Here is a 23,321-nt window from a genome sequence, read left to right as displayed (position 1 = left end):
AAAATTAGGTTATTTTTGATAAAAAAACATGACGCTGCTTTCCATTCTGGACACCCCATTTGTTGTAAAACTGAGTTTTGACAAGTATATTGAATCTATAAAAAAGGCTCCTACTGAAAGTCAGAAGGCGCTGTTGGACGAAGTTGCTTTACATCCGGAGCTCAGAACAGGGATCACAGAATTGGCAGGAATTGAGCCTCATTTAGAGCTCTTGTCCCGTTTACTGGCAGATTTTTTCCCGAAAGGGTTGACTCATAACGAAATCAAAGCACTCAGCATCCCCTATACCAATAATATATTTAACCATACAGAACGGTTTAAGGCGATATTAGCGGCAGCCGGAGATTCCTTCAAAATGGACATCAGAGGCTTTGATGAGCACCAGTTTTATGTATTCAGTTGCTGTTTGGTCTTAAATCAATACTACGGAACCCAACTGGATTTTGGTAAGCCTTTGTTTTACGATATTCCCATGCAAAATGGCGTCGCCAAGCATTACAGAATCATGTATAACGGGGATTATTTAGAAGTAGAACCCAATCCGAACGCCGCGAAACTTAGTCCTGAGGACATCGATCTGCTGATCAATAACTTTGATGATCTGGAATTATGGAAAGAAAAATTCCCTTCTAAAAGCTGGACACTTAAAGGTTTTGCCCTGATGACCTTATTTGATGCGACCACCGAAAATGCAGTCTCGATCTTTAAAGAGAAGTTATTGAAGTTGCATGCGAATGATTTTCAGACGAGCATTGAATCTATATTTCAATCTATATACCGGACTTCCGATTTACAGGTAGGGATTACGCTTTACCATCCGGAGGAGCATACTTTTGGTATTACCACACTTGGGCAACCGATCAAAAGTTTTATTTTACCGGATGTTCAGCAAAGGGCTGACCAGGAAGTACTTTGTCCCGATTCTTACCGGCGCCTGGTTACGGAAAAATTAAGTTATGTAGTCTCGGATGTACCCCGACTTCAGGAATATGATCCGGAGAATGGTTTACTGAACCGCCTTTTGGCGCAGGATGTTAAAAGCTTTATACTGGCACCTATCGTCAGGAATGAGGTATTGCTAGGTGTTCTTGAAGTAGTTTCTCCGCGTGCTAAAGATTTTAACAGCATCAATGTAAACAAGTTAGGTGAGGTGATCCCTTTTCTGACGGATACCATTGAACGGCTCATTTCAGAACTCCGTAACCGGGTTCAGGTCGTGATTCAGGAAAAGTTTACCACCATTCATCCCAGCGTTTACTGGAAATTCCGTGCAGAAGCACAGCGGCTAATTTATAACAGGCAGCTGGGTTTGGGTTCAGGAACGACAGAAATTATTTTTCCTGAGGTTTATCCCTTGTATGGTCAGATTGACATCAAAGGTTCTTCGGAGGCACGGAACCAGAGTATTCAGGAGGATTTTAGTACTCAGCTAAACAGCATATCTGGTATTCTGGAGCAAATAGAGCTGTATAGCGCGTTTGAAAACAAAGAAAAGGAAACGGTTGACACATTTCTGAAAGCCCTTACTTTACCTCTTCAGGCAAGTACGGAGCAACAAATCAGCAATTATATAGAAACCAGGATACACCCACTCTTTCATGAAGTAAAGCATCCGGTTCCGGGTGCTTTGATTGATGATTACTTCCGCTGTACCGATGAGAAGACAGGAAGTTTTCACATCAGCAGAAGGCGGTATGAAAATACAGTCTCTATCATCAATGATGAAGTGGCGAAAATTCTGGATCAGGAACAACTCCATGCACAGGAAATATTTCCTCACTACTATGAACGTTTTAAGACAGATGGAGTAGAACACAACCTATATATTGGGGCCTCCATCTCACCCAAACGGGCTTTTGACTTCAGGAAACTTCATGAACTGCGCCTTTGGCAACTGCGGACTTTAGTGAAAATGGAAATTGCCCATCATCGTTTAAAACCACATCTTCCCTACCCTTTGGCAGTAACGACACTTTTGCTCAGCTATCATTCTGCCATCACGATCCGTTTCAGGATGGATGAGAAAAGATTTGATGTAGATGGCAGCTACAATGCGAGGTTTGAAATCGCGAAGAAACGGATAGATAAAGCCAATATCAAGAATACGGCGGAAAGGATTACAGAAGCTGATAAGGTGACGATCGTGTATACTAATGACACCGAATATGTAGAATACATCGGCCATATTGAAACGCTGAGATCGGAAAATCTGCTGGCGGCAGAAACAGAACATTTAGAGGTAGAAGATCTTGTAGGCCTTTCAGGTTTGAAGGCCCTTAGGGTAAGAATTATACATTCCGGGTCATAATTAAAATTTTCCTGCAGCAGGAAGCGGATAAACTGGACGAATATTTACCTTTAGGAATATGAAACCTATTACAATCAAAGCTTTACTACTGGATATCGGCGGCGTATTGCTAACCAATGGCTGGGACAGCGCCTCAAGAAGACTTGCAGCAGAACATTTTTCAATTGACTTTGCAGAAATGAATGACCGCCACCGGATCATTTTTGATGCCTATGAGTCCGGGAAAATGACTTTAGATGAATACCTGAACCTTTTGGTGTTTTGTAAAGAACGTGATTTTAGCATGCAGGAATTTAAGGATTTCATGTTTGGCCAGTCGCAAGCCTATCCGGAAACTATTGCCCTCATCAAGCAGTTAAAGCAACAATACGGCTTGCAGGTGATTGCGGTGAATAATGAAGGCAGGGAATTAAATGAATACCGGGTGAGCAAGTTTGACCTGAAAAGCTTTTTTGACATCTTCTCCTCTTCCTGCTTTGTCCATACCCGCAAACCGGATAAAGACTTTTATACAATTGCACTTGACCTTGCTCAGGTAAAAGCGGATGAAGTCATTTACCTTGACGACAGGTTGGTTTTTATTCAGGCAGCGCAACAGCTGGGCATTACCGGAATTCACCATAGTACGACAGAAAATACACGTTTGGCTTTTGCCGAATACGGATTAAAGGTTTAGCCTGGGTTAATGTTTCAGGTATTTGCATGGAACATTTTGAGGCTGATAATCAATGCCGTAGGCTTGTTTCAATAGTCTGGAAACAATTTCTGATTGAGTACGCTCATTTCTATGCATCTGGGGCAATAAACCCATCATGGCATAACTGATCGGATTGACAGCAGGAATCAGTGTTTCCCAATCGTAACCTTTCCCCCAGATTAGTCCGGGAAGGGTTATCTGGAGTGCTGCTCCCCTGCCGATTAAGTAATCCATCATTTCTGCGGATTGATGGCCATTCTGATTTACGGTATGAAAAAGGGGTGTTTGTCCGCCAAAACCGTTTTCATCAACACCTGCTTTTACATCTACATCCATCCCACGTTTTAATAAGACCCCTGCGGCTGCAACATGGTTAAATTCAGCGCAGATGTGTAATAGAGAGGCTTCAAATAAAGGTGTATAGGCACAACGGAGGCTGTATTTTCTATCGATTACTTCCGGGTCGTTTTTAAATTCCTGTTCAAGAGCAGAGGCGTCATCCAGCAGCACGGCTAAAAGTGCTTTATCTTCGAATTGAAGCCCATAATCTACAAATACTTTCACTATGGATTTAAGCGCGGGGCTTCTGGTGTATTCACTCGTCAGTTCATAAATCAAAGGTTCATTATTGAAAGATGAATTGGGATCAAGTCCATTGGCAAAACTATCTCTGATTCCTGCCACATCATGGACTTCTATGAGGTTGGCTAATTCCTGTAAATCTTTCATTCCAATTCCTTTAAAAACCGCTGTTTAATCGTGTCATCTATCTGTTAATTTACGATAATTTCCGGGTAATTGTATTTTTAATTTTGAGGTTTCAGGTCAGGCACTTACTTTTGGTAAATATTTACGTAAATACTTACCTATATGAAACAAAACATCATCAATGAACTGGGAGCTTTAGCCATTGGAAGCCGGATGCGGAGGCTTCACGATGCTTTATCCAGAGATGCATCGAAAATATATGAAGAGTATGAATTACAATTTGACATCAAATACTTCCCTATTTTCTACCTGATCAGCCGCAGAAAACAGATTGGGATTATGGATATTGCCGAAGAATTGAGCCTTACCCACCCCGCCATTATTCATCTCGCAAAAGAGTTGGAGAAGAAAGGATATATTGAGTCCATCACTGCTCCCGAAGACCAGCGTAAACGGATGCTTCGTCTATCGGCAAAAGGCAAAAAAAGCCTCCCTTCATTTGAAAAGGTCTGGGAAAAGATTGGCCAGCTGAACCAGCTGCTTTTTGAGCAACAACACCAGTTGCTTCAGACACTCGATGCCATAGAGCAAACCCTGGATGAAAAATCATATTACAGAAGATTTCAAGACACCTTAAAATAATGAATACAATTACCAATGAAAATCAGGTGCAGGATCAGCTGAGTCTACTTGACCGTCCCATCTGGAATGCTTTAAACAGCAAACATGCCAGTTTTGCCCTTGGCAACGAATATGCAAAAAGATACCCTTCCCACATCCTGCCTTTTGTAGGTTTTGATCTTGATTCCGGGCAACCAATGGAACAGTTGAAGGCCTGGATGAAACCTGATGAAATTGTTTATGCGATTGGAGACCTGCCAAAGATTCCCGATTCCTGGCAATTGTTAAATCAGCTGGATTGCGTACAGATGTTTTGTCCGGAGCTGAGTGTTACAACCTTAGACGAATCGATAGAGATCATCACCTTAAAAGAAGAAGACCGTGCAGAAATGTTTGAACTCATCACCAGCGTACAACCCGGTTATTTTGCCAAAGACACTCCCCTTCTTGGGCATTATAACGGGATACGCGTGGATGGGAAACTCATCTCTATGTCGGGGGAAAGACTTGGCCTGGATTCCTTTACTGAGCTGAGTGCAGTATGTACCCATCCGGATTTTACCGGTAAAGGTTTAGCCTATCAATTGGTTTTAAAGACCTGCCTTGACATGTTTGAGCGTGGAACCAAGCCTTTTTTGCATGTATTGAACAGCAATACCAGGGCCATCAATTTATATGAAAGACTGGGATTTGTGAAAAGAAAAGACATCGCTTTTAATCAGCTTAAATCCTTGTAAACCTATAGCACCAATGATTACTTTCATTTTCTTGAGAATTAAAGACGATCCAAAACATGAATACTTAGCAGGTATCGGACAAAATCAGTAGATTTAGTCTCAAATGGAAGTGATCATTAAAGAAATAGCTGTTTATGCTGCACAATTCATAGAATTGCTGGCCGTTATTGTCATCCTCTTCTCCTCCATAAAGGCGATCATTCGTTATTTTAAAGACATTAGTACAAAATCAACCGGATTTTTACCTCATATCAGTATCCGGTTGAATTTGGGTAAATCCCTTGCCATTGCGTTAGAGCTGCTCTTGGGCGCAGACATATTAAAGACCGCAATTGCACCCGGCTGGAACGAAATCGGGCAACTCGCAGCTATAGCAACTTTACGGACCGCTTTGAATTACTTCCTGGAAAGAGAATTAAAAAATTCAAATCCTAAAGGAGAATAATCCACTTATTCCTCTTTTTGTGCTAAAAATGAGCCGTCGACGATAAACAGTTTCACCCCGTTTTCAGAAACTGAACGATGAGAACTCAGTTCATCTGAAACCTGATAAGACATTCCTTTTGTCAGCCGATGCTGTGTCCCATCAGAAAGCTCGCTGATCATTTCTCCTTCAATACAATAAATAATGTGTCCTTTCTGACACCAGTGATCCGCTTTATAGTCTTTTGAATATTCCACTACCCTGATCCTTAAATCACCGTAGCTGATCGTTTTCCAATAAGCAGTCCCGGTTTCTCCCTGATGTTCGGTGGCTGGTATATTTTCCCAATCTGTATTTTGAAAAGGGATGTTTCCTGAGTTCATGGTATTTGTGGTTTAAGTGGTAATGTGATAGGTAATCATGTCTTTTACAGCAGTAAAGCCCAGCTTTACATAAACATACTCCCCTGCTTGCGAAGCATGTAACACACAAAGTTTTTTTCCATCATGGATGCATTCCTGCAACAGGTGTGTAGTGAGCTTTTTAGCCAACCCTTTTCCTCTTGCCTCAGGTAAAGTTCCGATCATATGTAAACCGGCATGGCCCTGTTCATCATAAAAGATCAGGCCACATGCCGCGGCCTGTTTTTCATGGAAGGCAATAAAAAGCCTGACCCTGTCCTTCCTGTTGATCAGTGAAGCGACCACCTCAGGACCTACATGGTAATTAAATGAAGATGCAGCAATAACAGCAAATAAAGCGGCCTGATCCTCGGTCTCTACCTCTTCAAAATGAATTACGGATGGGCTTTCCTCATTAAACACAGCATCCGATAAGTCGATCATCATGCCCAATTGTTTCATACGCGGGCTAAAACCAGCAGCAGACAGTGCTTCCTGATAACGTGCTGCGAGGGATTCAGTAAAGGTGATCATATTGGGCAGGTTACCGGCCTGAATCTCATCGGCTAGTTTTTTAAATACCGAAGGTTCAGCCTGCTGCTCCATTCCGAGATTGAATATTCTTTTGGGCCAGTCTGAGCCCTTCACCAGGATTGCTTTAAAATCAGCTTTGGTTAAAAGTGTCTTTGATTGACGCCCAACAAAGTCCCAAAACTCAAACATATTATTGATCACGATCCATTCTGCCGGATCCATATTTTCTTTTGCGCTCATAAAGCCTGAATATCTTTTTTAAATTATTTTATAATATCCCAATCCATCCAATTTTAATCCATCTGATCCGCTCTTCAATGAATTTAGTACCGAAAAAATTTGATTAAAACTGGGCAGAGCATATGGTGTAGGGAAGATTTTTATATACTGCAATATACGGATTCTATAAAATATTTAACAGTAGCTACAAAAGATAATCCCGTTTAAATGTGGTCTGAAAGCAACATTTAAACGGGATTACTCCATCAGATAAATCCGGATTATCCGTTCTTTATTTCTTCATCAACTGTTATTGCTGGTGGAATTAACTCGTAAATAATCGGAGTTACAATTCTGGACAATAAAGTCGAGCTGATCAGCCCTCCGATCAGCACAATGGCCAGTGGTGCAATCAAAGGATTCGTGGATATGGCAATTGGAATCAGTCCGCCGATTGCTGTAAGCGAAGTCAATACAATAGGTAAGAACCTGACTTCCCCAGCTTCCCGGATGGCTTCCTGCAAACTCTTGCCCTGCTGCCTCAGCTGATTGGTAAAATCAACCAGTAAAATGGTATTCTTCACCTCAATTCCAGCAAGTGCAATTAAACCAATGATCGCTACAAAAGAGAGTGAATTACCTGTGATCCAGAGTGCGACGGCTGCTCCTACCACTCCTAAAGGAATCACAGAAAGCACAATCAGGGTACTTTTAAAGGTCTTAAACAATAGGATCAGCACGGCAATAAACAGGAATACCGTAACCAGGATAATGTTCATGAAACCTCCAAATGAATTGTTTCTGGATTCCACTTCACCACCCATTTCATAACTATACCCGGGAGGGAGTTTCAGTTTATTCATTTTCAGGACCACATCATCAATCACCCTGTTCACCAGAAAGCCTTCCTGCACATGTGCCTGTACAGACACTACCCTTTTCTTTTCCTGGTGGTTGATGATTGCCGGAGAAGCTTCCAGTTTCAGCTCTGCGATCTGATTTACCGGAACTGCATTTCCCTGTGCGTTGTTTACATACAGGTTTCGGAAAGCATCCATTCCCGGTCTTCCTTCCTTGGTTCTGGTCAGCAGAACCCCATAGCCGTTTTTATTGTCATTGTTATAAAATGTTCCCATGCTCAACCCGGTAACCGCCAGTCTGGCCGTTTGATCGATACTTAATGTAGAAACACCCAATAACTGCGCTTTCTCTTTGTTTAGAACGACACGGATATCGCTTTTAAGCAGACTGACCGGATTGTTGATGTACATACTACCAGGTACTTCGCGTAAGAGTTTTTCTACTCTGACCGACAATGCGCGCAAGCTATCCAGGTTATCACCAAAGAGCCTCACTTCTACCGGTGCAATCACTGGTGGCCCTTGCTGAAAGTTTCTCACCTCTATTTTCGCACCAGGATAATGCGCCCAGTGCTGCTGTAGTTTCTGGATCAGTTTGAGTTTCTGATCCGGCGAAGTTTCATCATCCAGCTGTACAAACAACTGCGCAAAATCTGTCCTGTCATTTTCCGGGATCTCATTATAATAAATACGCGGGTTTCCTTTTCCTACATTGGAAGAGAAATACCTGACTTCCGGTTGTTGTTTCAATTCTTTCTCAATTGCACGCGTAATGCTATCCGTATAAGAAAGATTGGATTGATTTGGGGTAGTAATGTTGAGCAGGAACTGCGGTTTCTCTGAGGCAGGGAACAGGCTAAAGCCAATCACTTTGAACAGGAATATCGATCCGGCGAACAATGCCACCGCAACTACAATGGTAAAAACAGGCCTTTTAAGCGCTTTATCCAATAGTAGCGCATAACTTCCGTGGATGAGCTTTTTTAAACCGCGCATTAAAAAGTTCCCTTCCGGATTTCCCAAATGGTTTTGCAGCAGCCTGCTTGATAAGAAAGGGATGATCGTTAAGGAAACCAGCATGGAAGCCATTACGCAAAAGATCACTGCAAGAGGCAGAGAGCGGATAAAATCGCCGGAACCTTCCGGTAAAAATACCAATGGCATAAAGGCGATGATCAGGGTAATCGTACAACCCACTACGGCCAGTCCGATTTGCTTGGTCGCTTTTAAAGTAGCTTCCATCCTGCTGTGTCCTTCCAGCATCCAGCGTTCTATATTTTCGACCACCACAATGCTATCATCGACCAGTAAACCCAGGGCCACCACCAGTCCGACGATACTCAATTGATTCAGGTTAAACCCAAAAAGCTGGAGCAGGACGATACCTATCGCCAGGGAAAGTGGAATGGAAATCATCACAATCACGGCTGGACGGATCCCCAGTGGCAATAAAGTGACGGCAACCAGCAGAATGGCAATGATAAAATCATGTCCGAGTCCGGAAAGCCTTCTGTTGACATTGTTTGCCTGATCAAAGTTCTGTACCAGGTCTATATTAGCAGGTAAGGTCTTTTTGAATGCTTCCAGTACCGGCAGGTACAGACCCTGGGTCTTACTGATGTTTTCTCCCTCTTTCTGAGCAGCAGTCACAAATAAGCAACGGTGGCCATTTAAGCGGGTAATGTGTTTTTCCTCCTCATAACCATAATACACCTTCGCCACATTTTTCAGGATGATATTTTTCCCTCCGGCAGCATAGACTACGGTATTCTGAACCGCTTCCAATGTCCTGTATTCGTTAGTTACGATGTTAAAAGTCTGATGGGCGGCATCGATACTTCCTCCCGGAATGCTGGCCATTTCACTATGCAGGCTATTGCTGATTGCACTGAGTGGCAGGTTCATTTGCGCCATTTTTTCCAGGTTCAGCTCTATCCGTACCTGTTGCCGGGGCAATCCAAAGATGGACACCTTTTTTAATGCAGCTACCTTTTCCAGTTCATCCTGAAGCTTTTCCGCATAATATTGCATCCGGTTACGTGCGGCATTTTCTGAAACCAGCGCCACTTGTAACACATTCACATCAGAGGGTTGTTGTTTCTGAACCTCTATGCTGTAAATATCTGCAGGCAGTTCAGGTCTTTTACTGTTCACCTCCCTTACAATTTCCTGGTATTTCGCTTCTACGTTACTGCTATATTTATATTCTACCCTTAATACAGCTACTCCGTTAGAAATATTGGTCCGGATTCTTTTGATATCATCCAAACCGGAAATCGTCTTTTCCAATGGGGTAACCACACGGTCTTCAATATCCCTCGGACTCGTTCCCGGGTATACAATGATGACTGAGAAAAACGGGGCATGCATCTCCGGATCTTCTGAACGGGGCATGCTGAACATGGTCGTGATTCCCAATACAATGATCATGAGAAAGATCACCAGGGTAAACTGGCTGTTCTTTACTGCGTAATCTGATATTTTCATTTTTTCTCCTTTAATGGTGAATGGATAGTGATTGCACTCTGATCTGTGAGGTAGGCTGATCCCGAGACAATTAAACCTTTAGCTTCCTGTAAGCCATCGCTGACGGTCACGGTATGGTCTTCAATTCCGGCAATGGTTACTTTCACTTTTTTTGCTGTTTTATCATCATTGGTGATAAATACATAACCTGTATTGCCATCACCATCCAGCAATGCTTCATAAGGTATTTTCCAGATTCCTTTATGCTCCTCTTTTCTGGAAGGATTGATGGTTGCTTTTCCAAACATTCCGGAAGCAATGGAATTTGGTTTCTTCCCAGTGAGGGTAATATGAGCGGTGAAAGTTCCTGTCGCTGCGTCTACCCCTTCGGATTTACGGCTCAATACCCCTTCCATAAACTGGCCAGGCAAAGCGGCTGTTTCTATCCTTGCCGGATCGTTCAGTTTCAATAATGCCCATTCCTGATCGCTGATTCCTACTTTGAGCAGCCATTTTCCGGATTGTGCGCCATTGGTTTGCAATACTGCTGTTCCGGAAGAGACCTGTTGCCCTGCATCCGCCAGTTTTTTCAGGATATAACCATCCTGAGGAGCATGGATCTCTGAATATTTCCGGTTAAAGGCAACCAGGTTCAGTTGTTGTTCTGCCAGCTGAAGCGCAGTTTGACTATTCTGTAACTGCTCCAGTGTGGCTACACTGTCTGCATAAAGGTTTTTGGTACGCTGATAGTCGCGTTTCGCTTTCTCGCGGTTTAACTGAGCCTGTTGCACCTGTGCATTGATTTCGGTCAGGTTTAAAGTAGCCAAAAGCTGGCCTTTCCTTACGGGGTCTCCTTCTTTGACGAGTACACTATTGATAATTCCACCGGTTTTGAAGGACAAGACCACCTCATCATCGGTTGTAAATTCGCCCGATACGCTAACCGGCGCGTTATGGTGTTCCTGGTTAAGTGCGATCACCTGAACTGGAATGGTGTCTTTAGCGGTCGATTTCTGATCAACCGGTTTTGAGCTATTGCAAGCGTATAATAGTGGTGTACACAGCAATATCGCTACATAATGAATGGCTTTCATGTCTATGAATTTTAATGAGGGTTTTGAATTGGATAAGTGGCCTGGTTGCGTTCCAGTTCGGCAAGGGTGATCTGCAGCTCTGCCTGAGTCTCCGCCATGCGCAAACGGGCATTGGTTAACTGGTCCTGAGCATCTATAAGTTCAAGGTATAACAACTGACCAGCATTGTAGGCTTTCAGCTGGTCCTTATAATATTTGCCGGCAAGATTCAGACCTGCAATTGCACTTGTACAAGCTGCTTTCGCTGAATTATAGTTATTATAGGTTTGAAGCAGCTGTAAGCGGAATGACTGCTCTGCTTCATCCAGCCTGGCCTGAGTAACCTTGAGTCCGGATTGCGACTGTGCCGCACGAAACTTGTTCTTACCACCGGTAAAGATGTCCCATTGCAGGTTTACACCCCACAGGTAATACCTGGTTTTATCGTTGACCTTAAAATCCATCCCCTGTGAACCCAGATCAAGAAAAGTACTCAGTTTAGGAATGATGTTGGAACGTTGTAACTTATAGTCCAGGGTATTTACCTCTTTCAATGCCTGTAGTTGTTTCAGCTCCTCGCGACCGGAAATCCCACTTAGTGTATCCGGTTCGGCCATCACAGAGGGCATAGGTCCGGAGATGATGGAATCTTTTAGCGGCCGGTTGAGTAAAAAGTTGAAATATGCCTTTGCATTGCCCACATTCCGCTGTGCATTGATTAGTGCGGCATTTGTTTTCTGCTGTTCTGTTTGCGCACGAAGTAAAGCGGTTCCGTTTCTGACTCCATTTTTCAGGAGACTGGTATTTACCCTGATGTTTTCGGCAATGAGCAACAAAGCGCTTTGGTAAGCCTCCACTCCTTGCAATGCCTGGTAATAATGATAATAGGCTGTTTTGATGTCTTTTACCAAAGCTCTTTTATATACATTCAATGCGGCCTGCTGACTGCTGATGAGTTGTTGTTTAATCAGTTTATTGTAACGGATTTCTGCATTGATCAAAGAAAGAGAAGTTCTCAGTTTCACATCATAAAAATTATCTGGGTTCAGCAGAAAGGACTGATTGGGAAGCTGAGGATATTTATTGGAAGCCGTTAATTCATTTAATGCCGCATAAACCGGATTGACCAGGTCTCCTACCGGCACATCAATGGTACGGCCGCCATCTGCTTTGGTATAACTACCCAACATACTTACGGTGGGCATATACATGGCTTTTGCTTCTTTCAAAGCAAACATTGCCTTTTCGAGATCGAATTGCTGTTGCTTCAAGCCCTGATTTTGGGCGAAGGCAAAGGCGATGTATTCGTCCAGCTGTTGGGGATGTTCCTGGGCTACCGCAGGCCTCCACAACGACAACACGCAGGTAATGAGTACAATGTGTGTTTTAATAAATGATGTGTACATAGTGAACAGTGTTTAGTATTGTTGCAAAAAATTTTGATTCAGGTATCAGGTTTAATTTTCTATAAATGATGTGTACATAATGAACAGTGTTTAGTGACTGAGCAAAAAAAACCTAGACCCTAATCGAGTCCAGATATTCTTCTACTGCTTTAAATAATATTGGCTGAATTGATTCTTCTCCCATTACCATTACTTTTAAGCGGCAACGGAGATTAAGCGATACCAGTCCATGCATCATAGACCAGACCTGCAAAGCGGCCTGCATGTGATCCTTGAAAATCAACAGCCCGTTTTTCATGCATTCTCCCAGGCAATCCACCAGATAGTAAAAGGATTCTGCCCCATTGTCTTTATGAAGTTCATCGTCTACATTCATAGGCGCGCGAATGATGAACATCAGGTCATACAGTTCCGGGTTCTCCAATCCGAAGGAGACATAGGTCTTCCCCAATTGTTCCAGTCTCTTGATAGGATCTTTGCTGGTTGCGTTTTTTTTGAAGGCTTCAAGTAATTGTAAAAAGGCTTGTCCCTGTACTTCATACAGCAACTCGTCTTTGTCTTTATAATATAAATAGATGGTACCGGGGCTGTATTCTATCGAATCTGCAATGTTTCGGATAGAAGTTTTCGCATAACCATCTTCGAGGAACATTTTCATGGCCGCCGTGGTGATCATTTTCTTCATCTCCCCTTTCTCACGCTCTTTTCTTTCTGATATTCCCATTGCTTTATATTAACACTGCAAATATACTGAATGGTGTTCAGTAAATCCAAATGATTTGATTAAAAAGAATTACAGCTGCTTTTGGAGATGGGCTGATAATAATTTAACGGCGTAAAAGCACTTTAAAAAAAAGTGGTTTTCAGCTTATTATTCCTAAAGGTTTTGAAAGAGCTTTAGACCATGGAATTACAAGCCTTGAAAATATCAAAAGTCAACTTAAAATTCTCGGGATTTGTATCCGGCAATACGACGGTAAAAATCGACTTTAACATTTTACCAGGATCCAGGGCTCCGGGATATTTTGCAGCCATCTGGCAGGGAGCATTGATCAGATCTTTAAAAACAGCGATTCAAATTCATAAAATTCAAAACAATCAGCCTCATGGCACTATAAAATTCAACAGCCTGCAACTTGGCAAACAGGACTATATCATCGGCTTTGGCTCCAATTCAAATATAGAACATTCGGTATGCAGGACGCTTTACATTCCTGCCAATCTCCGTCCTTTTCAGACCTTAACCAGCACATCAGGGAGTTTCATGAGCCCGAATGTAAAGCATCTGGCAGCGACTGATCAAAACATGGACCTCTACATGCCCGCAAGTTTAAATGCGCGTTCTATACAATATTCACATTAGAAAAATAACGCTCCATTATATCTCAACTACTTTAAAAAGGCTCTCCCCGGCCTTTTTAAATGTAGTTCTTCGATTCAAAATTTGAAGAACAATTTTTAAAAACCTAATCATAATGCTATTTTTAATTAAAACTTAAATCTATCCCCATGACGCTCAAAACAACACTCTTCGGTTTAGCAATCAGCGCAACCGTATTCACCGCATGTAAGCACAGACCTGTTGACACTACTCAGGAAAGTATTTCAACCCCCTCAGACGACTCCCTAACCCTGGCTGTGGCCAAAGACTACGTGGCCAACTATGGGCGAAGGGCCGGAACGGTGGTTTCAGACGATAAAGAAGTGCCGGATACCCGTGCAGTTTGGTTTGGTATAGAAAGGCTTAAAAGCCTGATTAAAAAAATAGAAGCTGAAGGTGGTGACGGCATCCGTTTTTATTTCGCAACTTACGACAGCACTTACAATGCCCAAAGCAAAACACATGTTCCAATTAAGGAATACTGGAACCGCAACACCCTGATTATGGTTTCTACCAAAGACAGTCTTGGTTACCACAGAGACTATTACAATGATAAAATAAACAGTAAAGCCGCCAATGGAATGATTTTATCCACCACACCCGAGAATCGTGGTGAGATGTGTCCCCCTCCGGCAAACTGTACAGGTATAGGCGCAACACTAATTCCGGATACGATCCCCATAAAAAAATGACCCTTTATTTTACCGTTAATACCATCATAGAATTCAGCTGCCTCCTTGTTGCCTGCCTTTGTCTCTATAAAGAAAAGGATCCAATATGGAGGCTCAGCATCCTTTATTTACTTTTCACCTGTTTCACAGAGGTTTCGGCCATTCACCTGAGGAAAGTTTTACATCAGTCCAACCTCTACCTGTACAATGTATTTTTACTGGTAGAATGCGGTTTTATCAGCACCTTTTTCTATTTCCTATATAAGAAATACGTGAATAAAAGCAAGTGGTTAATCGGATGGCTCAGTCTTTTTGCTCTTTTTTACACTTTGGAACTGATCAGCAATAATTTCTTGAATTTCACCTTTAAAACAGCCTCTGCCTTATCTGTGGCCTTTGTACTGGCCAGCTTATACTTTTACTACCTCATTCTGAAAGATGAAAAGTTTGAGCGCCTGAGTATTTACCCTCCCTTCTGGTGGGTTAATGGAACATTGATTTTCTATTTTGGAAGTACGTCGACAAATATTTTCTTTGATTACCTCATTCAGGATCAGATCTCTATCTTCCCACAATCTATCAGGTATAGAATTTTCAATATACTTAATGTATTGCTATATTGCTGCTGGTCTTACGCTTTCCTATGCAAATATCTTCAAAGGAAGTCTTCTTCCTCATCAGTCTGATCACCATTATATTTTTGATGGCCCCATTGTTTCTGATGGTATATGTAAATCTGTATAACCGTCGCAAAAAGAAACACATTGAGGAAACCGCGTCTTTAAAAAGATCTTTTGAAAACGAGCTGCTCAAATCTCAGATGGAGGTTCAGGAACAAACGCTGAAAACAATTGCGTACGACCTCCACGACAATATCGGTCAACTGCTTGGCCTGACCATCATTACCCTGGGATCCATCAAAATCGATGATCCTGTAAAGGCAACAGAGAAAATAGCCGCAGCAGAGGACCTGGCAAAAAGATCAGTCAAAGAGATCCGGGCCTTATCCAGATTGCTTCATGGAGAAGAGCTCATTAGCCGGGGACTGATTGGTGCAATTGCATTTGAACTGGACTGGGTGGGAAAATCTCAGCTTTATAAGATCAGTTACCACAGTAACATCAAAACACTGCCTGCAAAGGCGGGCATAGAGACGATGATCTTCAGGTTATTCCAGGAAACCCTTCACAATATCATCCGCCATGCAAAAGCATTGGAAATAATGATTAACTTGGATTTTATAAATGACCAGTTAATTTTATCAATAGCTGATGATGGAATTGGATTTGATTTTACTGAAACCAGAGAACTGCACAAAGGTATGGGTTTGCAGAACATACAAAAAAGAGTAGCGATGATTGGTGGAACAGTAACGTTTGATACCGCCCCCGGAAAGGGGACAACAATAACCATTGCCACTCCCTATTAAATTGCCTTTTTACACCAATTATGGACAAAAAAACAATTCCAATAGCCATCATTGATGACCATACTTTATTTCGTCAGGGCCTGATCAGCCTGCTGGCTGAATTTCCTGAAGTAGACATTGTTTTTGATGCTGCAAATGGGGAAGAGATGATAGAGAAGTTGAACAAACATCCAATTCCGGAAGTCATCCTGATGGACATCAGTATGCCGGTAATTGATGGTTATGAGGCCACATTGTGGTTAAAGCAACAACACCCTGAGATCAGGGTGCTGGCTTTAAGTATGTTTGAAGAAGATAAACCGATTATAAAAATGCTCAAAAACGGAGCGGGAGGATACCTGCTCAAAGAATCCAGAACGAGTGACCTGGTGAATGCCATCAAAATCATCAATCAGCAGGGCTATTATTTGAATGATCTCGTTTCCGGTAAACTCCTGAAAAGCATTCAGAACGAGCACATGCCCCCCTTATCCAATCAGCTCAGTGCAAACGAAATGAAATTCCTTCAGCTTTGCTGTTCCGAGCTCACCTATAAAGAGATTGCAGACCAGATGAACCTGAGTCCGCATACCATTGACAATTACAGGCAGGAGTTGTTTCAAAAGTTCGATCTTAAATCCAGGACCGGACTGGTTTTATTTGCTATAAAACAAGAACTCATTGACCTGAGCCAATGCTAGCAGCCTCCTACTGACAGACCGCCGTTCCTTCTGCAATACAGAAATCTGCAAAACGCACTTCTTCATCGCGCAAACGCGCAGAATTGTTTAAACTGCGGTATATCCCCCATTTTGGCCGGCAAAAGGAGATTCCATTACGCCATAAGTCCATATCTGTATTGCTATAGGCCAGAAGTTCTGTGCCATCACTGATCTTTTTAACAGAAATATTGTATTTACCATTACTTCCAAAAGTGATTTTTTCGATGACTTCCACCCAATTCCCCCGAAACAGCGCCAGATTTACCAGTTTCACCTTTGTGGTTGTTCCGGAAGAATTGACATGTATCAGTTCCATTTTATCCGTATCATTTGCTCCATAACGTGCAGAAAGGGTAATGAGCGGAATCGAGTCGTCGCCGTCTACTGCTTTGATCTGATGTAGATGCGTAAAGCTGGAAGAAGCCTGAAAACCGGCATCAATTTTAAATTTCCAGCGGTAAGTAACCGTTTCACCATTGGTCGCTTTGAGGTTATCCGGAGAGGCATTGTAAGTTTTTATTTCCGTACGCTGGCGGTCAAATTTCTGGCAACGGTCATTATCCGGACTAACATGCGCAGAAAAAACAAATACATTCGTATTTAAACTGGTATCGAAAACTTCGGTAATGTGGTCCTGAGGATGGACACAATCCGGCACTTCACAGGCATTACCTCCTAATACACCATTGATCAGATTATACGTTCCACCAGGTCCGTCAGCCTTCAGACTGACTCCCAGCGCCTGGGTATTCATGAGGCCGTCTGATTCTTTTTTCTGTGTATCCGTCAATCCGGATGTACCTGTAGTTCCTTTTTCGCAAGCACTAAAAACCAAACCGGTAAATAGAGCGATTAAACATTGTTTATTCATGGGATGATTTTATTTGGTTAATCTATATAAAAATTGCAATTTTATTTTAAAATTGCAACACTTAAACGTAATTCGTTTTTCCTGTTGGTTTATCCGTGTTTCAGAAATAATGAATGAAAAATGAATATGGAAAAACAAATTCATTCAGTTCTTTTTAATTAAATTCAGGAAACAAATGACATTATACCGGGGGGTTTAATAGTGAAGCCTTGCAAGTTGTATACTTGCAGGGCCTTCCTTTCTGAATCCAAACCATCCATCCGGTAGTATAACAGTATCTTTCTTCGATCCAAACGGATAACCCGGACATCCAGGAGATATACCTGACATATACCTGGAACGTCCTGGGGTATGATAAGACGTTTCAGGTACGTTTCGGATACGTTCAGGGGACGTTCCGGTTAACTGTTGTGATCGAAGGAGGACCGAAGGACGCTGCGCTAAGGTATAGTTCTTTCAGACCGCGGCAACGAAGACCAGAGATACATCAAATGAAAACTTATGGAATTATTTTTCTTTCTGTTTGTCAAAGACAAGGTCTGCTAACGGAACCTCATAAGATACCTCATCCTCATAGCTTATTTTTAACACACCTGCATTGATACTGATGTTTTTGGAGCAAAAACCATTACAACTTTCGATCATTACCGGGAAGTATAATTTCTTTTGTTTGTCAAAACCAATAACAGAGCCACAAAAGAAACTCTTAAATAAGTATTGCTCATTTTCTGCGGTTTCAACCTCAGTCCCCTGATTTAAATTGAAAAGATTGGTATGGTAATAAGTGGTTCTTACAGGAAATTCCAGCTCCCCATGGCCATTTGCCATATGATTGCTGGCCTGGTTGTCCTTTTCCCATTTGATCTCATAGTTAAGGACATGGTAAGGATCTTTATCCTTTTCCGAAGGATGGTAGACATGAGGGGATTTTGCCACCATACCTTTTAAGAAGGCCAGGAGTTCAGGTTTTCCTTCCAGTTTCTTTTCATTGGTCAGTCTCCCTTCCAGGCATTCCTTACATTTAAAGGAATACACTCCCTCAAATCCCAGGGTATAATTGTCCAGGCTGCTGAGGTCTATGAGCTGAAAGTCTATAAATTTCTCTACGATTGCGGTCCCTTTAAACTCTTTGCGGTAAACCAGAGAGATGTAGTCTTTGCCGGCAATTTTTACATTATTCACAGTTGAATCTATGGTACAATAGGTCGATTCTTCCTGCATCACCAGTTTCTTACTGGTTAATCTGACCTCTTTATCATTGATCAGCTGCACTTTCGCCGCATAGAAAAACAGCTCATCCTCTGTATAAAAATAAATGTCTTTAGGGGCCTTTTTCTCGGAAGATTGCTGATATAGTACCACATAAGTATCTTTCGATTCTGGGGAAGGCACTACATGAAAAGGGTAAATGTGCCGGGCTTTCAATAATTTCCGCAGCAGTTCTGACTGATCTTTGACGGCCGGGAGCACCTGCTGACCGCTGCTGGTATCTGAAGTCCCTGAATTTGAGCCCTTCTTTTTGGAAGTATTTGTGGTACATGCAGAAGAGAGCATCAGCATGAAGCAGCTGCTAAGGATAAGGGCCTGCTTTATTTTCATAGTATAATCGTTTAAGATCTTTGCTTATAATTTTTTATTAAAGCAAGAATACTAAAAAACGATTATACTGTATTCCTTTTTTCTGTTTTATTGTTCCTCTTTCTGCCCAAAATTGATCGGTTTTTTATCGTTAAAATTCCAGAATGCAGGTTTGTGATTTGGTTTTAAGAGCAGGTATGCGCCAAGTCCGATCAGGACCAGTGCACTGGTAAACCTGGAAAGATCAAAGAAAGCAATATCTTTCAGGGTATAAATTCCACCGATGATCACCAATACGACCCAGCCCGACACCTTAAAATCTTTGCGGTATCCGATCATCAAACCAATAGCGAGCATGACCGTGTGCCAGGAAAGAATCCAATGGGGAATATTAAGTCCCAGATTGTCCAGCATTAAGAGTGATCCGAGTGCAATGATGATGACACCTGCAGCGATATGACGGTTAAATTTTTTGTTTTGAATTGGCGTTTCCATAGTTGTTTTTTTCTTCAAACCTAAGGCGTTTCGCGACGCCGGGCAATGCTCCCGGGGTCATACTACCGGAAAGCATCGGTGAAAAGAATAAAAACACCGGTAAAAAAGGAGCGGATCTAAACCTTAATTCTTTCTACGATCGGAGCATTATTGGCCGTATTTGTTCCGGTCAGCTCCACATATTTTACATTTGGCAACCAGAATGAACCACCTTCAATTCTCAGAAAGATCTTATCCAGTTCGATTTTCTTGTTGTTCACCGTTACATAGACGTGAAACTTATGGTCATCTTTTGATTCCATCAGGTACATCGGAATCTTTTTATGAGAAACAAAACGGAGTTCGAACTGGTCTTTGCCGATTTCTTTGGCCTGAATGCCATAAGCAAATTTTCTTTGGATATAGTTGAGGTCTTTCTTCTCCCCCTTTTCGCCAAAACGAAGCCAGTACACCAGAATTGGCTCTTTTCTGTTGACCTCCCCGTTTGCATCCACATTAAGTTCACAAATGATCGTATTGGTATTTGGATCTCTCTGCAGGTAAAATAATTGGTTCTTGATTCCCTTTGGGGTAGGAAATTTCAAAGGTGATGGATCGCTCTTATCAGCGGTCTGGGCGACAGCAGAAGAGAATGTACCAAATAACATCAACATTACCACCAGTCTGCCGATTACCTTAATATGTTTCATAGAAGCGATTTTAATAGATAAAGCAAATCTAAATATTTCGAAAACCAACTTATCCAGTCAATTGTCAAAAAATCTTTAGTTCGTCTTTTTGTAATTGATGATTGCATAGGTGTTGAGTACAACTGCAAATAAAGCAATGATGCCCAGCTGAGGTAGAATATCTTTCCAGCCACTCCCTTTCAGGATCACCATCCGCATCACTTCAATGAGGTAACTCACCGGATTAAATGCAGAAAGCAGCTTTGCCCATTCCGGCATACTGTCAATGGAGGTAAACAAACCACCCATTAAAATGAAAACCATCATGAAAAAGAACATGATAAACATGGCTTGTTGCTGGGTATCACAAAAAGTAGAGATGAGCAGGCCAAAGCCCAGGATGGCCAAAAGATAAACCGATGAAAACCCATAGAGTACCAGCAGACTCCCTGCGGGCACAATGTGATAGACCAGCCAGGCAACCAATAGCCCCAGGCTGAAAACAACATTTCCTAAAATCCAGAAAGGAATCAGCTTTCCCAGGATGAAATGATGTTTTTTAATCGGTGTGACGTTGATCTGTTCAATCGTCCCAAACTCCTTTTCTTTCACGATGTTCAGGGCAGAGAGGAAACCACCGATCATGGTTACGAGGATGGCCAGGATCCCTGGCACCATGTAAAACTGGTATTCCATCAGCGGGTTATACCAGTTGGAACTGGTGATTTCAATGACCGGAGCTTCATTAAACCGGTATGACGGCACCATTTCCATCCGGATCTCCTCATTAAAGTCTCTGATGATACTGGTTAAATAGGCTCCTCCCAGATTTGCCTTCACCCCGTTAATGGCATTTACTGCAATAAACAATTGCTGCTGGTCTTCCCGGATCAGACCCCGTTCGAAGCCCTGTGGGATCTCCAGAATTAAATCCGACCGATCAGACTCAATCGCCATTAATTCTTCCTTAAACGAAGCGCTATAGCCGCTGAGCTTAAAATACCCGGAGGAGGTAACCTTTGAGATCAATTTTTGAGAAAAACCGGAGTGATCATGATCAACTACCGACAAATTGATGTTCTTCACTTCATAATTTGCGGCAAGGGGCAGGATCAGCAATTGCATCACCGGCATCACCCCTATCAACAGCAAAATTGCCCGGTTCCGGAAAATCTGTCTGAACTCCTTTTGCAGCAAAAATCTAATCGTTCTCATGCCAGTCTGATTTTAAAACTTTTTAAACTTATGATCAATAAAACAGCTGTTATGGCTACAAGGATTAATGTCTCTTTCCAGATCGCTGAAAAACCAAGTCCCTTGATCATGATGGACTTCACGATGATGTAAAACCATTTGGCAGGAACAATATTGGAGAACAGCTGCAATAGATAAGGCATATTTTCAATCGGAAACATAAATCCACTGAACAGGATCGTTGGCAGGAGCATTCCCATCAGGGAGATCAGCATAGCCACCTGCTGGGAGCTTGTTTTCACGGAAATGAAAATCCCCAGTGTCAGACAGGTACTGATAAACAGCATGCTTTCTGCAAAAAGCAATAACACACTCCCATTTACGGGGAGGTCCAGCACAAAAACGCTGAGTAAAAGAATCGAGCCCACATTCAGCAAGGAAAGGATCAGGTAAGGTATGGTTTTGGAAATGATCACCAGAATAGGCTTAAAGGGAGAAACCAGCAATATTTCCATCGTTCCCGTTTCTTTTTCTTTTACAATAGAAATGGCCGTCATCATGACACAGACCAGCATCAATACCAGTGCCATTACCCCGGGCACGAAGTTATGCGCGCCTTTGAGCTGAGGGTTGTACAACATCCTGACCTCCGGAATGATCCGGTACGGTGATAAACTGCTTTTACTCAAAGAACGCTGATAGTCCTGGATAATGGCAGAGACATAATTGGTCAGCATATTTGCCGCATTGGGATCGGAAGCATCGGCGATGACCTGAATCTGTGCATGATGCCCATGGAGCAGCGATGCATTGAACCCTGCAGGAAAAACAAGGGCCATTTTGATCTTCCCTTCTTTGAATACCGATTCCAGTTGTGCTGCATTGCTCAGGTTCCGTTCAACTTCAAAATACCTGCTCGCTTCAATTCTGGCAATGATCTCCTGTGAAGCCGGATCTTTTGCCTGGTCAAAGACGATCAGCTTTGAGTTCTTCAGCTCATTGGTCAGTGCAAAGCCAAAAATCAGGATCTGTGCCACCGGCATTCCAAACAGAATAAGCAGCGTTTTTCTGTCCCTCATCACATGGGCAAATTCTTTCCGGACAAAATTGATAAACTGTTTCATGATTTTAAGGTTTTAATCCCCACGTTTCGCCCCTCTGGCGAGTTCGTAAAATACTTCATCCATAGTGGCTGCTTTAAACTGGGTTTTAAGCGCCGAAGGGCTGTCCAGCGCTGAAATCCTCCCATCCACCATGATCGAGATCCGGTCGCAATACTCTGCTTCATCCATGTAATGCGTGGTCACAAAAACAGTAATTCCCTTTTCCGAAGCTTCATAAATCAGGTCCCAGAATTGCCTTCGGGTTACCGGGTCTACCCCACCAGTAGGTTCATCAAGGAAAACGATCTTTGGTTCATGTAAAACCGCTACGGAGAAAGAAAGCTTTTGTTTCCAGCCCAATGGCAGTTCACCGACCAGCTTTTTCACTTCTTTCTGAAGTCCGAGCCGGGTAATTAAGGCTTCGCTTTTTTCTTTGATCGCGCTGTTGCTCAATCCATAAATACCCGCAAAGAAGCTGATGTTTTCCAATACCGTCAGGTCTTCGTATAAAGAGAACTTCTGACTCATATAACCAATGTTTCTTTTGATTTCTTCGGTCTTTTTGTAAATGTCAAAACCTGCAATAGCTGCGGTGCCTGAAGAAGGTACAGAAAGCCCGCAGAGCATTCTCATAGCAGTGGTCTTTCCTGCCCCATTTGCGCCAAGAAAACCAAATATCTCGCCTTTTTGCACTTCAAAGCTAATGGCATCAACTGCGATGAAGCTGCCGAAACGTTTGCTCAGCTGATCTGTTTTTATCACGGTCTCCTTCATGT

General features: G+C 42.4%; 24 protein-coding genes. 10 read left to right on the top strand and 14 right to left on the bottom strand.

Annotated features, from left to right (window positions below):
* The first annotated feature begins 28 nt into the window (after positions 1 to 28).
* Both BUC20_RS26920 and BUC20_RS26915 read left to right on the top strand, forming a co-directional pair.
* Complete coding sequence (locus BUC20_RS26920; protein ID WP_073235547.1) at positions 29 to 2,308, top strand: GAF domain-containing protein; 2,280 nt, start codon at positions 29 to 31, stop codon at positions 2,306 to 2,308.
* A 58-nt stretch (positions 2,309 to 2,366) separates the two neighbouring features.
* Positions 2,367 to 2,984 carry an HAD family hydrolase gene (locus BUC20_RS26915; RefSeq protein ID WP_073235545.1) on the top strand — a complete coding sequence of 206 codons (618 nt, stop codon included), beginning with the start codon at positions 2,367 to 2,369 and terminating at the stop codon, positions 2,982 to 2,984.
* Positions 2,985 to 2,990: 6 nt separating this feature from the next.
* Here BUC20_RS26915 and BUC20_RS26910 read toward each other — a convergent pair whose 3' ends face one another.
* Complete coding sequence (locus BUC20_RS26910; RefSeq protein ID WP_073235542.1) at positions 2,991 to 3,734, bottom strand: ankyrin repeat domain-containing protein; 744 nt, start codon at positions 3,732 to 3,734, stop codon at positions 2,991 to 2,993.
* 141 nt (positions 3,735 to 3,875) lie between these two features.
* On the opposite strand from BUC20_RS26910, the gene BUC20_RS26905 reads away from it, so the two are divergent.
* The 3 genes from BUC20_RS26905 to BUC20_RS26895 all read left to right on the top strand — a co-directional run bounded on the left by BUC20_RS26905 (position 3,876) and on the right by BUC20_RS26895 (position 5,516).
* Positions 3,876 to 4,355 (top strand): MarR family winged helix-turn-helix transcriptional regulator, encoded by a 480-nt coding sequence (locus tag BUC20_RS26905; RefSeq protein ID WP_073235539.1) that lies wholly within the window; start codon positions 3,876 to 3,878, stop codon positions 4,353 to 4,355.
* Positions 4,355 to 5,071, top strand: coding sequence for a GNAT family N-acetyltransferase (locus tag BUC20_RS26900; RefSeq protein ID WP_073235536.1), 717 nt, complete (start codon positions 4,355 to 4,357; stop codon positions 5,069 to 5,071). Before BUC20_RS26905 ends, BUC20_RS26900 begins: the two co-directional genes overlap by 1 nt.
* Before the next feature lie 103 nt (positions 5,072 to 5,174).
* Positions 5,175 to 5,516, top strand: a complete 342-nt coding sequence (locus BUC20_RS26895; RefSeq protein ID WP_073235534.1) for a DUF1622 domain-containing protein — start codon at positions 5,175 to 5,177, stop codon at positions 5,514 to 5,516.
* 5 nt (positions 5,517 to 5,521) lie between these two features.
* On the opposite strand, the gene BUC20_RS26890 is transcribed toward BUC20_RS26895, so the two are convergent.
* The 6 genes from BUC20_RS26890 to BUC20_RS26865 form a co-directional block, all read right to left on the bottom strand.
* Positions 5,522 to 5,878 (bottom strand): DHCW motif cupin fold protein, encoded by a 357-nt coding sequence (locus tag BUC20_RS26890; protein ID WP_073235531.1) that lies wholly within the window; start codon positions 5,876 to 5,878, stop codon positions 5,522 to 5,524.
* Positions 5,879 to 5,890: 12 nt separating this feature from the next.
* Positions 5,891 to 6,670: a GNAT family N-acetyltransferase gene (locus BUC20_RS26885; RefSeq protein ID WP_073235528.1), complete on the bottom strand. Its 780-nt coding sequence runs from the start codon at positions 6,668 to 6,670 to the stop codon at positions 5,891 to 5,893.
* A 260-nt stretch (positions 6,671 to 6,930) separates the two neighbouring features.
* Positions 6,931 to 9,996: an efflux RND transporter permease subunit gene (locus BUC20_RS26880; protein ID WP_073235526.1), complete on the bottom strand. Its 3,066-nt coding sequence runs from the start codon at positions 9,994 to 9,996 to the stop codon at positions 6,931 to 6,933.
* On the bottom strand, positions 9,993 to 11,069 hold the full coding sequence (locus tag BUC20_RS26875) for an efflux RND transporter periplasmic adaptor subunit (RefSeq protein WP_073235523.1): 1,077 nt from the start codon (positions 11,067 to 11,069) through the stop codon (positions 9,993 to 9,995). Before BUC20_RS26875 ends, BUC20_RS26880 begins: the two co-directional genes overlap by 4 nt.
* Positions 11,070 to 11,080: 11 nt before the next feature.
* Entirely contained in the window at positions 11,081 to 12,454 is a 1,374-nt protein-coding gene (locus tag BUC20_RS26870) for a TolC family protein (protein WP_084529307.1), read from the bottom strand.
* Between the two features lie 112 nt (positions 12,455 to 12,566).
* Positions 12,567 to 13,178 (bottom strand): TetR/AcrR family transcriptional regulator, encoded by a 612-nt coding sequence (locus BUC20_RS26865; protein ID WP_073235520.1) that lies wholly within the window; start codon positions 13,176 to 13,178, stop codon positions 12,567 to 12,569.
* A gap of 180 nt (positions 13,179 to 13,358) precedes the next feature.
* Between BUC20_RS26865 and BUC20_RS26860 the strand changes: the two genes are divergently transcribed.
* The 5 genes from BUC20_RS26860 (at position 13,359) to BUC20_RS26840 (ending at position 16,615) form a co-directional block, all read left to right on the top strand.
* The gene (locus tag BUC20_RS26860; RefSeq protein WP_073235517.1) at positions 13,359 to 13,817 is read left to right on the top strand and encodes a hypothetical protein; all 459 of its coding nucleotides are present in this window, start codon (positions 13,359 to 13,361) and stop codon (positions 13,815 to 13,817) included.
* A 146-nt stretch (positions 13,818 to 13,963) separates the two neighbouring features.
* Positions 13,964 to 14,527 carry a hypothetical protein gene (locus tag BUC20_RS26855; RefSeq protein WP_073235514.1) on the top strand — a complete coding sequence of 188 codons (564 nt, stop codon included), beginning with the start codon at positions 13,964 to 13,966 and terminating at the stop codon, positions 14,525 to 14,527.
* Positions 14,524 to 15,192 (top strand): hypothetical protein, encoded by a 669-nt coding sequence (locus tag BUC20_RS26850; RefSeq protein WP_073235511.1) that lies wholly within the window; start codon positions 14,524 to 14,526, stop codon positions 15,190 to 15,192. The genes BUC20_RS26855 and BUC20_RS26850 overlap by 4 nt, the downstream gene beginning before the upstream one ends.
* On the top strand, positions 15,150 to 15,935 hold the full coding sequence (locus BUC20_RS26845; RefSeq protein ID WP_073235508.1) for a sensor histidine kinase: 786 nt from the start codon (positions 15,150 to 15,152) through the stop codon (positions 15,933 to 15,935). The genes BUC20_RS26850 and BUC20_RS26845 overlap by 43 nt, the downstream gene beginning before the upstream one ends.
* 20 nt (positions 15,936 to 15,955) lie before the next feature.
* A complete protein-coding gene (locus BUC20_RS26840; protein ID WP_073235505.1) occupies positions 15,956 to 16,615 on the top strand; it encodes a response regulator transcription factor in 660 nt (219 codons plus the stop codon).
* Positions 16,616 to 16,622: 7 nt separating this feature from the next.
* Here the strand turns inward: BUC20_RS26840 and BUC20_RS26835 are convergent, their stop codons facing one another.
* The 7 genes from BUC20_RS26835 to BUC20_RS26805 all read right to left on the bottom strand — a co-directional run bounded on the left by BUC20_RS26835 (position 16,623) and on the right by BUC20_RS26805 (position 23,319).
* Positions 16,623 to 17,507, bottom strand: a complete 885-nt coding sequence (locus BUC20_RS26835) for a heparin lyase I family protein (RefSeq protein WP_073235503.1) — start codon at positions 17,505 to 17,507, stop codon at positions 16,623 to 16,625.
* Between the two features lie 507 nt (positions 17,508 to 18,014).
* Positions 18,015 to 19,106 (bottom strand): hypothetical protein, encoded by a 1,092-nt coding sequence (locus BUC20_RS26830; RefSeq protein ID WP_073235500.1) that lies wholly within the window; start codon positions 19,104 to 19,106, stop codon positions 18,015 to 18,017.
* 87 nt (positions 19,107 to 19,193) lie between these two features.
* Positions 19,194 to 19,580: a LiaF transmembrane domain-containing protein gene (locus tag BUC20_RS26825; RefSeq protein WP_073235497.1), complete on the bottom strand. Its 387-nt coding sequence runs from the start codon at positions 19,578 to 19,580 to the stop codon at positions 19,194 to 19,196.
* Positions 19,581 to 19,696: 116 nt separating this feature from the next.
* A complete protein-coding gene (locus BUC20_RS26820) occupies positions 19,697 to 20,269 on the bottom strand; it encodes a DUF4833 domain-containing protein (RefSeq protein WP_073235494.1) in 573 nt (190 codons plus the stop codon).
* A gap of 75 nt (positions 20,270 to 20,344) precedes the next feature.
* The gene (locus tag BUC20_RS26815) at positions 20,345 to 21,463 is read right to left on the bottom strand and encodes an ABC transporter permease (RefSeq protein WP_073235491.1); all 1,119 of its coding nucleotides are present in this window, start codon (positions 21,461 to 21,463) and stop codon (positions 20,345 to 20,347) included.
* Positions 21,460 to 22,566 (bottom strand): ABC transporter permease, encoded by a 1,107-nt coding sequence (locus BUC20_RS26810; protein ID WP_073235488.1) that lies wholly within the window; start codon positions 22,564 to 22,566, stop codon positions 21,460 to 21,462. The genes BUC20_RS26815 and BUC20_RS26810 overlap by 4 nt, the downstream gene beginning before the upstream one ends.
* Positions 22,567 to 22,578: 12 nt before the next feature.
* Positions 22,579 to 23,319 (bottom strand): ABC transporter ATP-binding protein, encoded by a 741-nt coding sequence (locus BUC20_RS26805; RefSeq protein ID WP_073235485.1) that lies wholly within the window; start codon positions 23,317 to 23,319, stop codon positions 22,579 to 22,581.
* Positions 23,320 to 23,321: the final 2 nt, after the last annotated feature.

Source organism: Pedobacter caeni, from assembly GCF_900129215.1.
GTDB classification, from domain to species: domain Bacteria; phylum Bacteroidota; class Bacteroidia; order Sphingobacteriales; family Sphingobacteriaceae; genus Pedobacter; species Pedobacter caeni.
This window is presented reverse-complemented; position numbering and strand designations above follow the sequence as displayed.

What these genes read in the sequence shown, in the direction of transcription:
- BUC20_RS26920 (WP_073235547.1), top strand. Translation starts at nt 29, where the DNA reads ATGACGCTGCTTTCCATTCTGGACACCCCATTTGTTGTAAAACTGAGT.
- BUC20_RS26915 (WP_073235545.1), top strand. Translation starts at nt 2,367, where the DNA reads ATGAAACCTATTACAATCAAAGCTTTACTACTGGATATCGGCGGCGTA.
- BUC20_RS26910 (WP_073235542.1), bottom strand. Translation starts at nt 3,734, where the DNA reads ATGAAAGATTTACAGGAATTAGCCAACCTCATAGAAGTCCATGATGTG.
- BUC20_RS26905 (WP_073235539.1), top strand. Translation starts at nt 3,876, where the DNA reads ATGAAACAAAACATCATCAATGAACTGGGAGCTTTAGCCATTGGAAGC.
- BUC20_RS26900 (WP_073235536.1), top strand. Translation starts at nt 4,355, where the DNA reads ATGAATACAATTACCAATGAAAATCAGGTGCAGGATCAGCTGAGTCTA.
- BUC20_RS26895 (WP_073235534.1), top strand. Translation starts at nt 5,175, where the DNA reads ATGGAAGTGATCATTAAAGAAATAGCTGTTTATGCTGCACAATTCATA.
- BUC20_RS26890 (WP_073235531.1), bottom strand. Translation starts at nt 5,878, where the DNA reads ATGAACTCAGGAAACATCCCTTTTCAAAATACAGATTGGGAAAATATA.
- BUC20_RS26885 (WP_073235528.1), bottom strand. Translation starts at nt 6,670, where the DNA reads ATGAGCGCAAAAGAAAATATGGATCCGGCAGAATGGATCGTGATCAAT.
- BUC20_RS26880 (WP_073235526.1), bottom strand. Translation starts at nt 9,996, where the DNA reads ATGAAAATATCAGATTACGCAGTAAAGAACAGCCAGTTTACCCTGGTG.
- BUC20_RS26875 (WP_073235523.1), bottom strand. Translation starts at nt 11,069, where the DNA reads ATGAAAGCCATTCATTATGTAGCGATATTGCTGTGTACACCACTATTA.
- BUC20_RS26870 (WP_084529307.1), bottom strand. Translation starts at nt 12,454, where the DNA reads ATGTACACATCATTTATTAAAACACACATTGTACTCATTACCTGCGTG.
- BUC20_RS26865 (WP_073235520.1), bottom strand. Translation starts at nt 13,178, where the DNA reads ATGGGAATATCAGAAAGAAAAGAGCGTGAGAAAGGGGAGATGAAGAAA.
- BUC20_RS26860 (WP_073235517.1), top strand. Translation starts at nt 13,359, where the DNA reads ATGGAATTACAAGCCTTGAAAATATCAAAAGTCAACTTAAAATTCTCG.
- BUC20_RS26855 (WP_073235514.1), top strand. Translation starts at nt 13,964, where the DNA reads ATGACGCTCAAAACAACACTCTTCGGTTTAGCAATCAGCGCAACCGTA.
- BUC20_RS26850 (WP_073235511.1), top strand. Translation starts at nt 14,524, where the DNA reads ATGACCCTTTATTTTACCGTTAATACCATCATAGAATTCAGCTGCCTC.
- BUC20_RS26845 (WP_073235508.1), top strand. Translation starts at nt 15,150, where the DNA reads ATGCAAATATCTTCAAAGGAAGTCTTCTTCCTCATCAGTCTGATCACC.
- BUC20_RS26840 (WP_073235505.1), top strand. Translation starts at nt 15,956, where the DNA reads ATGGACAAAAAAACAATTCCAATAGCCATCATTGATGACCATACTTTA.
- BUC20_RS26835 (WP_073235503.1), bottom strand. Translation starts at nt 17,507, where the DNA reads ATGAATAAACAATGTTTAATCGCTCTATTTACCGGTTTGGTTTTTAGT.
- BUC20_RS26830 (WP_073235500.1), bottom strand. Translation starts at nt 19,106, where the DNA reads ATGAAAATAAAGCAGGCCCTTATCCTTAGCAGCTGCTTCATGCTGATG.
- BUC20_RS26825 (WP_073235497.1), bottom strand. Translation starts at nt 19,580, where the DNA reads ATGGAAACGCCAATTCAAAACAAAAAATTTAACCGTCATATCGCTGCA.
- BUC20_RS26820 (WP_073235494.1), bottom strand. Translation starts at nt 20,269, where the DNA reads ATGAAACATATTAAGGTAATCGGCAGACTGGTGGTAATGTTGATGTTA.
- BUC20_RS26815 (WP_073235491.1), bottom strand. Translation starts at nt 21,463, where the DNA reads ATGAGAACGATTAGATTTTTGCTGCAAAAGGAGTTCAGACAGATTTTC.
- BUC20_RS26810 (WP_073235488.1), bottom strand. Translation starts at nt 22,566, where the DNA reads ATGAAACAGTTTATCAATTTTGTCCGGAAAGAATTTGCCCATGTGATG.
- BUC20_RS26805 (WP_073235485.1), bottom strand. Translation starts at nt 23,319, where the DNA reads ATGAAGGAGACCGTGATAAAAACAGATCAGCTGAGCAAACGTTTCGGC.